At 56.2% G+C, this 9,612-nt stretch carries 9 protein-coding genes; all 9 read left to right on the top strand.

The features are described 5' to 3' along the window. The first annotated feature begins 83 nt into the window (after positions 1-83). The 9 genes from AC56PL_RS01805 (at position 84) to AC56PL_RS01845 (ending at position 9,590) form a co-directional block, all read left to right on the top strand. Positions 84-836: a glycosyltransferase gene (locus AC56PL_RS01805; protein ID WP_497152842.1), complete on the top strand. Its 753-nt coding sequence runs from the start codon at positions 84-86 to the stop codon at positions 834-836. Between the two features lie 211 nt (positions 837-1,047). Continuing rightward, positions 1,048-1,428, top strand: a complete 381-nt coding sequence (locus AC56PL_RS01810) for a DapH/DapD/GlmU-related protein (RefSeq protein ID WP_497152843.1) — start codon at positions 1,048-1,050, stop codon at positions 1,426-1,428. Then, entirely contained in the window at positions 1,425-2,702 is a 1,278-nt protein-coding gene (locus AC56PL_RS01815; RefSeq protein ID WP_497152844.1) for a glycosyltransferase, read from the top strand. The genes AC56PL_RS01810 and AC56PL_RS01815 overlap by 4 nt, the downstream gene beginning before the upstream one ends. An 88-nt stretch (positions 2,703-2,790) precedes the next feature. Beyond that, positions 2,791-3,249, top strand: coding sequence for a DapH/DapD/GlmU-related protein (locus AC56PL_RS01820; protein ID WP_497153546.1), 459 nt, complete (start codon positions 2,791-2,793; stop codon positions 3,247-3,249). Positions 3,250-3,457: 208 nt separating this feature from the next. Then, the gene (locus tag AC56PL_RS01825; RefSeq protein ID WP_497152845.1) at positions 3,458-4,693 is read left to right on the top strand and encodes a lipopolysaccharide biosynthesis protein; all 1,236 of its coding nucleotides are present in this window, start codon (positions 3,458-3,460) and stop codon (positions 4,691-4,693) included. Positions 4,694-4,704: 11 nt separating this feature from the next. After that, complete coding sequence (locus AC56PL_RS01830) at positions 4,705-5,769, top strand: polysaccharide pyruvyl transferase family protein (protein WP_497152846.1); 1,065 nt, start codon at positions 4,705-4,707, stop codon at positions 5,767-5,769. A 93-nt stretch (positions 5,770-5,862) separates the two neighbouring features. Then, a complete protein-coding gene (gene gmd / locus AC56PL_RS01835) occupies positions 5,863-6,912 on the top strand; it encodes a GDP-mannose 4,6-dehydratase (RefSeq protein ID WP_497152847.1) in 1,050 nt (349 codons plus the stop codon). Continuing rightward, the gene (locus AC56PL_RS01840; RefSeq protein ID WP_497152848.1) at positions 6,902-7,870 is read left to right on the top strand and encodes a GDP-L-fucose synthase family protein; all 969 of its coding nucleotides are present in this window, start codon (positions 6,902-6,904) and stop codon (positions 7,868-7,870) included. The genes gmd and AC56PL_RS01840 overlap by 11 nt, the downstream gene beginning before the upstream one ends. A 226-nt stretch (positions 7,871-8,096) precedes the next feature. Next, positions 8,097-9,590 carry a tyrosine-protein kinase domain-containing protein gene (locus AC56PL_RS01845; protein WP_497152849.1) on the top strand — a complete coding sequence of 498 codons (1,494 nt, stop codon included), beginning with the start codon at positions 8,097-8,099 and terminating at the stop codon, positions 9,588-9,590. Positions 9,591-9,612: the final 22 nt, after the last annotated feature.

A 9,612-nucleotide genomic window follows, 5' to 3' on the forward strand; every position in this document is an offset into this window, starting at 1 on the left:
TCGTGTTGAGGCGTGTGACTCGAAGGCGAGTTGTAGTCTGGGGCCACCTTCACCCGAGAAGCGGCGCGCAATCGAAGTCCGCAGTGATCCGCAACGCCATGCGCAGGTTCGCGAACGGCGCTATTCTCTATGGCTACGACAGCGTCCCCGCCGCTCGCAGCGAAATACCTAACCAGCCGGTGTGGGTCGCTGCTAATGCGATATACAAGCGTGAACAAATGCGCCCGGCTCGGCCGTCAGAAGTACGCGACACCATTCTGTATGTCGGGAGACTTGAGGCTTCGAAAAACGTTGAGCACTTGGTGCCAGCGTTCTATGCCTCTGGGCTGTGGAACAAGGGTGTGCGGCTGGGAATAGTGGGCGACGGCGGATTGCGTGACACGATCTTGAAACAGGCTGCTGATTCCGGAATTATCGACCACGTCGACGTCTACGGACAGGTGAATGATTCGCAGGACCTGCAGCGTATCTACGCACGTGCGGCCTTTTCGCTCTCGCCGGGCTATGTGGGTCTTAGCGCGACACAAAGCCTCGGTTTTGGTGTGCCTATGGTTTACGCAGAAGACGCACCGCACGCCCCAGAGATAGAACTTAAGAAGCTCGGATACATGCGGGGCTACGCGCCGACTTCGCCGCAGGGGCTCGCACAGGCAATGAGTGATTTTAGCGCGCAATACAGTGACAGTGCCGAAGACCCGGAGCAAATTTCGCGCGCGACCGCATCATATTACTCTGCCGAAATCATGGCGGCTGGAATCATCGGGGCGCTTAGGGCGGATGCAATTGAATACGGCGGCGATGGCTGGCCGATGGAGGGTGATCAGAAGAATGGCTAAGTCGAGGTCGCGACTGCCTAGCGGTGTGCGTTCTGCTACGGCAGGGATTCTCAATAGGATGGCTATCGGACAGAATGTGGAGACCGGAAGGAACTTTCGAGCGGGGCGCTCGGCGATAATCAGCGCACCTCACCGGCTGGTATTCGGCGACAACGTAAGTGTGGGACCCCGATCGGTCATACAGGTCGACGGCCGAATGGGGAACTACGTAATGATCGGCATGAACGTGCACGTCGTAGGCCGTGACGATCACGCAATCGATGAGGTAGGCACGCCGATGCTGTTGTCGACGTGGGCTGGCGACCGCGCACAACGCCCAGGCGACGCAGTCTCGATCGGGGACGACGTCTGGATAGGTGCTTCGGCGACAGTACTCAGCGGAGTATCGATCGGTACTGGATCTGTTGTCGGGGCCGGCGCAGTGGTCATAAGTGATGTGCCGGAGTTTTCGATTGTTGTCGGTGTACCGGCCCGCGTGGTGGGGCGGCGGTTCGATAATGACGATGATCGGGATCGGCATTTATCGATGTTAGCAACACGAGAGAAATTGGCGACGAACGATAGCCTGGGTGTTCGGGGGAGCGGCAAATGACAGATTTGAAGCTCGTGGGCATCAATTATGCGCCTGAGTCGACCGGAATTGCACCGTACATGAAGGGTCTCGCATCAGGCCTATCTGCTCGGGGTCTCGATGTTGAAGTAACGACGGGTTTCCCGCACTATCCTGCGTGGCGTATTGATGAGGAGTATCGGGGAATATCTATTTGCGAGACGGGCGAAAAGGGCAGTCCTGATGTTCACAGGCTCAGGCACTATGTTCCGAAACGGCCGACGACCACTCGCAGATTCCTAATGGAGCTAATATTTGCGCTTCGCGTACTGACTCACCGCAGTAAGTCTCCAAGCGATGTGCACACTATTTGTGTCAGCCCGACATTGCTTAGTGCGGCAGCCGTTCTCCTGCAAAAGAAGGTTCTGCGGCGTTCAGGAAAAGTTACCGTGTGGGTACAGGATTTCTACGGCCTAGGTGCAGTTGAGACTGGACAGGTAAGTCGAGGGTGGCTTGTGAACGCGATCGACATGTTGGAGGGTTGGGTCCTCCGAAATGCCGACCATATTGTTGCCATACATGCCTCATTCCGCCGGCACATTGTTGAAAACTATGGAATTGACGAATCGAAAGTCTCGATCATAAAAAACTGGACCCATATCCCTGTCGGTTCAACAGAGGGCAGTGTGTCCGACACTCGGAGCAAGTATGGTCTTCCTGAAAAATCCATGATTGTTCTGCACGCAGGAAATATGGGACGTAAGCAAGGTCTCGAAAATGTGATCGAGGCGGCAAAGCTTGCTGCCCGATCGAAAGACTCGGCGGATGTGCTTTTCGTCCTACTGGGAGATGGGAACCAGAGGGCTTCTCTGGAATTAGCGTCCCACGGGGTTTCGAATATCAAATTTCTTGAGGCGGTTGATAACTCTAATTTTCCCGCACTCCTTCGCTCCGCTGACGTGCTTCTTGTAAATGAGGCGGCCACGGTCGTTGGAATGGCAGTGCCGAGTAAGTTGACTTCGTACTTTGCGTCTGGGAGACCGGTCATAGCGGCAACCCATCCGGTGAGTGGAACAGCGCAAGAACTGGCTCAAGCTGGTGCGGGATTGCGCGTTGACCCCGCCTGTCCGGATCAGATCTTGGCTGCGATTGCAACACTGAGAAGTGTGGACGGACTTTCGGAAGAGTACGCGAAGAATGGCCTGAACTACGTGAAGAGTTTCCTGACCGAGGACGCCGCTATCGGACAGTTCGCGACTCTATGTCAGGAGCTGGCTTCCGAATCGCTGAACCAATTCTATCTGGAAAGCGCATAAAAGAATGACTACACCGGATATTTCACTCAACAAGTTCACCGGTCGTGGATACGAGAAAGGCCGAGGACGCTCGATTCAAATTGCTTGGATGTTTGTGCGTAGCATTTTTCGTTGTTGGTGGGTCCCCGGGATCGCGCGCGTTTGGATTCTCCGAAAGTTCGGTGCAGACATCGGTAGCGGCGTGTTGATCAGGCACGATGTGAGGATTCATTGGCCCTGGAAGCTCACGATTGGCGACAATTCATGGATCGGCGAAGGTGTATGGATTTTGAATCTGGAACCCGTTCGCATCGGGTCAAACTGTTGTATTTCTCAGGACGTTCTCCTTTGCACCGGTAGCCATGATCGCCGTTCATCAAGCTTCGAGTTCGACAACGCGCCTATCGTAATTGAAGACGGCGCGTGGATCGCTGCGCGGGCTACTGTCCTTCGTGGAGTGACCGTTGGTAGGAATGCCGTTGTTGGCGCATGTGCCTTGGTGGTCGGCAATGTGGCAGCGTCAAATCTGGTGAGATTTCCTGTCACGCGGGACGGTAGGGAAAGCTAATGTTCGCCGTCTCTGCGTTATCGCCTTGTGTGGTCGGAGTTCTGAGGTCTCGATCGCTATCCGGTGTCCGACCACGAAAGAACTATTCTTCGGCACGGTCGCCAATTGTGGTGCTCGGGAGATGTGACGGTCGCAGCGACGACAATTCAATGGTACGACCCGCGGTGGCTTCTCCGAGCACCTCAATGGATTATGACTGAGGAAGTTGATGGCGAACTTGGAAACTCGCGGCATCGCGGGTCAAGCGGGCTACATTGCCGGCGGCAGACTCGTTGGTGCCCTCCTGCAAGCGGTCAGCTTAGCGCTGCTGGCTCGAAACGTCGGTCCGTCAGAGTTTGGCATCTTTGCTGTCTGGTATGGGCTCGCTGTGGTCATGCAGGCGGTCCTGAACTTCGGTTTGACTCCTTGGTTGGTGCGCGTGAGAGCTCAGGGCGATCGGGATCCAGATATCTTGCGGGTGCTGGCGATGAGCCGATCGGCCAGTTTCTACTTCGGATCCGCAGCCTCGGTGGTCATCTGTGCAACAGCGGTGTTATTACAATGTGAATGGTATCTCTTACCGCTGGTTCTGTGGGTGATTGCCGATAACCTTGTCGAGGTATATCTCGCACTGCCGTTGGCGGACGGCAGGGCCTGGGAAAACGCGATGTCGCTCGTCTATCGGCGTTCAGTATCTGCGGTTGTGCTTATCGCGGGGCTGGCTCTAAACGGAAACGCATCGCTCTGCTATTCGGTGGGGTTGGCAGTGGGATCATTCTTGGCATTGTTGTTGGTTATGAGAAGCAGCAGGTCTCGAGTGTCCGGCGAGAGGTCGAAGATGAGGCTGAGGGAGTTGGCTGCCGAAGTTAACTACTTCTGGATAAACTCGATGGCAACCCAGGCCAGAAATCTGGACGTCTTTGTGGTCTCGCTTGTTGCAACCGGGGCTGGTGCGAGTTCCGCTACAGGATATTACGCTGCCGCTAGTAGACTTACGAGTCCGCTTCGGATTGTGCCGACGTCATTCGCTTCGGTCTTGATGCCAGCGGCTGTGCGATCGGCGAAGGACGGAATGTATCGGGGCGTCCTCCGGGCTACTGTGTTGATTAGCGCGCTAAGTGCATTGGGTTTTCTCGCGGTTGCACTGGTAGTGCCGTTGTTGCTGCCAGTAGTCCTCGGCGGCAGCTACGACGGCGCCATCCCTGTGATTCAGATTGTGTGTGTGGGGCTCGTCTTCGCGGCGGTCTCATCTCAGCTCAATGCAGTACTGCAGGCGGTAGGCCGCGCGAGGTTTGTTTCCAACGTGTCTCTGACATCGACCGCACTGTGTCTAGCTTTGGTGGCTCTGTTGGTTCCATACGCTGGGGCAGCTGGGGCAGGTTGGGGCCTGACCATCAGCTATGTGATCCAATTTCTAATACTTGTGCTGGCGGCACGGCAAACAATTAGAGGCGGGACAAAATGAGACGTTTCTTCATGAGTATTTCCGCTGCGGAAGGAAATATCGGGGACATATTTATTAGGCGCGCGGTTCTTGACCAGTTGCGTGAGTTGGGCCTCCAACCAGTGCTGTTTAGAGGGTCGATGAGTAACGGTTTTGTAGAGGCCTTCGGATTCGAGAGTGCAGATACTCTGACGGCCTCGCCGGTCGCATTCGTACGTTCGTTATTGTCGGATGCTGTGAGGCGTCGTCGGCCGGTGGTCGTGATGGCGCCAGGGCCAATAGGGGTAGGCGCCTCTGTTCTTACGACGCTCAAGCACGTGCTTTTGGTTCTATTGCTAGGGGCGGTGCGGGCTTCTGGTGGGACGGTGCTTACGCTCGGTCGTTCGGTGGATGTCGTGAAGGCCTACGGATTGCCCGTTGAACGTGCGCTTGCGACTGTCTCTAACCTGTATGTAGCACGCGATACGCGAACCGCGCGGATCGTGGGAGAGCGAGCGCTTCTCTTTCCTGACTACGCCTTCCGTGCTGGTGACGCTAAGAAGTTGGACGCTAGAACCGGCGCTGACCCTCGAGATAGAGATCTGATGGTTCTGTCGCTTCGTCATGACCGGATCTGCCCGGAAGACCAGAGTGTTCTCGATGGTCTGCTCGAGTCTGCTCGCGCCGCGGGTCTAAACCAGGTCTTCGCTGTGCAGGTCCGAGAGGATTCCGTTCAAAACCAGCGCCTCGCTGCTCTCAATGGCGTCCCTTGCATTGAGTGGTCAAACGAGTTGCCACATTGCCAGCAAGAAATTCTCGTCAAGGAAACCTACTCACGTGCAGCGGTGGTGGTCAGTGATCGTCTGCACGTACTGATACTGGCTGCGCGCTTTGGTGCCATCCCTGTGATCTTCCACCGGGATGGAGTCACAAAGATCCCCGATGCGTTGGACCATTTGCTGGCGCCCCAGCGCATCGACTCGAGCAATAGAACAACCGGCCTGGTCATTGACAGCGAGGAATCGGAGAGGATACGCGCCGGATATTTACATGCCAGTTTGCGGATGGATGACTTGGAATCGAAGCTTTCAAATATCCTGTTGGGGGCTTCTCCGTAGACGTACTCACTTATTTGCACTTGATACTGCGCGACAAATCGGTTCGAAAAGCGCGCTCATAGAATTGTTCCATATAGACAGAACGGCGACATCATGACAAACGGCAAGATCGCATTGATTACTGGTATCACGGGGCAGGATGGGTCCTACCTTGCTGAGCTACTCCTCGCGAAGGGGTACGTCGTACACGGCCTGGTCCGGCGTTCGTCGTCCTTCAACACCGCTCGAATCGACCATCTGTACGTCGATCCACATGAGCCCGATGCAAGGCTGTTTCTCCACTATGGAGACCTCAGCGATGGTGCACGGTTGGTGACGCTTCTCTCTAAAATTGATCCAGATGAGGTTTACAATCTGGCAGCACAATCCCATGTTCGTGTGAGCTTTGACGAGCCCGAGCACACCGGAGATACGACGGGAATTGGGTCGATACGACTGCTCGAGGCTGTCCGTGTCGCCGGTGTGAAATGCCGGTATTATCAGGCGTCCAGCTCTGAAATGTTCGGAGCGTCCCCGCCCCCGCAGAACGAGGACACCTTGTTCTACCCGCGCTCGCCATACGGTGCGGCGAAGGTCTACTCGTACTGGGTGACACGCAACTATCGCGAGGCTTATGGCCTGTTCGCAGTCAATGGCATCTTGTTCAACCACGAATCGCCACGTCGCGGAGAGACTTTCGTGACGCGAAAGATCACCCGTGCGGTAGCGCGAATCAAGGCGGGTATGGAGCAGCACGTCTATATGGGAAACCTGGATGCTGTCCGCGACTGGGGTTATGCGCCTGAGTACGTCGAAGGCATGTGGCGGATGCTCCAGTCCGACGAGCCGGACGACTATGTATTGGCAACCGGTGGCAACTACACAGTTAGAGATTTCCTGCAGACCGCATTTGAACATGTGGGTCTTGATTGGCAAGACCACGTGCGCTTTGACGAACGCTATCTACGCCCCACGGAGGTAGATGCTCTGGTCGGTGACGCCAGCAAGGCTGAATCGAAATTGGGGTGGAAGGCGACTGTGCACACACCTGAATTGGCCCGGATCATGGTTGACGCGGACATCAGGGCACTTGAGTGTGAGGGCAAGCCGTGGATTGACACTCCGGCTGTCGCCTCTTGGAAGGAGATTGAGAATGAGCGATGATTTCGCGCCCTCCCCGCTGGACCGGGAGGCAAAGGTTTTCATCGCAGGTCATCGCGGACTCGTCGGATCTGCGCTATGGCGGAAGTTCACCGACGAGGGTTTCGGGAACCTAGTGGGAAAGACCAGCAGCGAGCTCGATCTCAAGAATCGCGGCGCGGTCTTCGAATTCTTCGAGCGAGAGCGGCCGGAAGTTGTAATTTTGGCTGCGGCGAAGGTCGGGGGTATCTATGCAAACAGTACGTACCCGGTCGATTTCCTTTCCGAGAACCTGCAGATACAGGTCAACGTCTTAGATGCGGCACTGATGCAGCGGGTCGATCGACTCCTGTTCCTCGGTTCGACTTGTATTTATCCGAAGTTTGCACCCCAGCCGATTCGAGAGGACGCGCTTCTGACCGGCGTCCTTGAGCCAACTAATGATGCCTACGCAATTGCAAAGATTGCGGGCATCCTTCAGGTACAGGCCGTGCGACGTCAATATGGTCTGCCTTGGATTTCGGCGATGCCCACCAACCTTTATGGACCGGGTGACAACTTCTCGACTACCGGCTCACACGTCCTTCCTGCGATGATTCGTAGATACGACGAAGCCAAGCAGCGCGGCGACGATGTCGTTACCAATTGGGGTTCAGGTACCCCGAAAAGAGAGTTCCTGCATGTGGATGATATGGCTTCCGCCTGCTTGCATCTGCTCGAGCACTTTGACGGTCCACAGCAGGTGAACGTCGGTACCGGGGTGGATCAGACGATCAAGGAAATCGCGGCGACAGTTGCCGATGTAGTCGGCTTTGCTGGTGAAACCCGCTGGGATACAACTAAGCCTGACGGGACCCCGCGCAAGTTGATCGATATCAGCACGTTGCTCGGGAGTGGGTGGAACCCTCGGATATCGCTGGTGGAGGGACTTGCAGACACCGTCAGTTGGTATCGCAACAATCTCGAAGTACTACGAACTTAGGTCATCAAATATTGCAATGCCTCGATCAGCGGACGCCGAACGGGTAGTGCATAATCGAGAAAACGGGGCATGCTGGTGGGTGAGGCTCCTTCGATGGCAGAACCTTGACGCCGTGAGAATATCGGGTGGTGCAGCGCGTTGCCACATAACCAGCAATTTTCGTCGGTGTTTGAACTAGACGGCACAGAAACACTAACAGTGTGCGTGGAACCAGGAGATCTGCTTGATGAACGAACCATCGCAAGGCCTGCAAGAGCGCGGAAGGGACTCGCTGCGTTCTGCTGTGGGTGTCGTCCGACGCGGGTGGATCTTGATACTGGTCGTGACGTTGGTATGTGGCGCTGCGGGCCTGATCTACAGCGTTTTGCAGAATCCCGTCTATAAATCGACGGCGACGCTTTATGTCACATCAGGTAATGAAGCCGATGCTCAGACTGCGTACCAAGGTTCACTGGCTTCTCAGCAGCGGGTGATGTCGTACGTGAAGCTGGCGGATTCGGATGGTGTTGTCGGGGCTGTGGTCGGCCCAGGCGGGGTGCCGATGTCGTTGGGAGATGCCAAAGCAGCAATATCCGCGACGACCACACCCGACACCGTGCTCCTGAATATATCCGCGGAGAACACCAACAAAGAGACCGCCGCGAATCTAGCCAATGCGGTCGCGGAGTCGATGACCACCTACGTGGAGCGTCTGGAGACTCCTGCTGGCGGGCGGGCACCCCTTGCGAAGCTGACTGTCGTCACTCCTGCGGGGATTAGTGATACCCCAATTTCTCCTCGGACGAAACGGAATACTGCTCTGGCATTGATGGTGGGCTTACTTCTGGGGGTCGCCACAGTTTTCGGCCGTGACCGCCTCAACAATAGAGTCGAGGGTGAGGAAGCGATCGGCGAGATTACTGCTGCGCCTGTCCTGGCCGCTGTCCCATCGGACGATCTTCTTAAGAAGCAGGGACTGATTGACTTCAGTGTGGGTGCGACGCTTGCCGCAGAAGCGTATCGAAAGCTGCGGACCAACCTCTCGTTTACGAGCGTTGATAACCCGTCACGCCGCCTCGTGGTGACAAGTGCGTTGGCTGCCGAAGGTAAGACAACGACGGCGATGAACCTCGCAGCGGCTTTGGCAGAAACAGGCAAAAGCGTCGTTCTGGTTGATGCTGACCTCCGCCGCCCGCAGGTTTACCACCGCACGGGTGGTATGGGAGATATTGGCTTCACCAACTTCCTGAAGGGTGACGTGTCAATCGCAGATGTGCTGCAGCCGAGCGGGGTCGACGGCTTGCAGATTCTGGCATCGGGTCCTCAACCGCCGAATCCGGCTGAACTACTTGGTTCCAAGAAGGCCGGCCAGGGTATCCAGGAGTTGTCGGCGATGTTCGACTACGTGATCATCGATTCGCCGCCGTTACTTCCGGTGACCGACGCCGCAGTGCTGGCGCAATGGGCTGATGGCGTGTTGTTGGTGGCTAGGGCGAATCAGTCGCGCGTGCCTGACGTCGCTGCTGCTATCAACCAGCTCGAGGCAGTGAACGCAGAGTTGGTTGGCGTCGTACTGACTGACGTCCCGACACGTGGTGGTGCGTACAAATACGGCTACTACTACACGTCATCTGACGTCGTGAAGAAGCCTAGTTTTCTCGGCCGTTTCGGAAAGAAGCAGCAGAAGCACCAGGACATCGAAGTTGCTCTCGAGCCGGTGTCGCCCGGAAAACATAGGTGACACCGCGCCTCAACTCAGGTGA

The organism is Williamsia sp. Y721 (assembly GCF_059683565.1).

Bases quoted from the DNA above. Each gene is read 5' to 3' on its own strand.
- AC56PL_RS01810 (WP_497152843.1), top strand. From the start codon at position 1,048: ATGATCGGCATGAACGTGCACGTCGTAGGCCGTGACGATCACGCAATC.
- AC56PL_RS01815 (WP_497152844.1), top strand. From the start codon at position 1,425: ATGACAGATTTGAAGCTCGTGGGCATCAATTATGCGCCTGAGTCGACC.
- AC56PL_RS01820 (WP_497153546.1), top strand. From the start codon at position 2,791: ATGTTTGTGCGTAGCATTTTTCGTTGTTGGTGGGTCCCCGGGATCGCG.
- AC56PL_RS01825 (WP_497152845.1), top strand. From the start codon at position 3,458: ATGGCGAACTTGGAAACTCGCGGCATCGCGGGTCAAGCGGGCTACATT.
- AC56PL_RS01830 (WP_497152846.1), top strand. From the start codon at position 4,705: ATGAGTATTTCCGCTGCGGAAGGAAATATCGGGGACATATTTATTAGG.
- gmd (WP_497152847.1), top strand. From the start codon at position 5,863: ATGACAAACGGCAAGATCGCATTGATTACTGGTATCACGGGGCAGGAT.
- AC56PL_RS01840 (WP_497152848.1), top strand. From the start codon at position 6,902: ATGAGCGATGATTTCGCGCCCTCCCCGCTGGACCGGGAGGCAAAGGTT.
- AC56PL_RS01845 (WP_497152849.1), top strand. From the start codon at position 8,097: ATGAACGAACCATCGCAAGGCCTGCAAGAGCGCGGAAGGGACTCGCTG.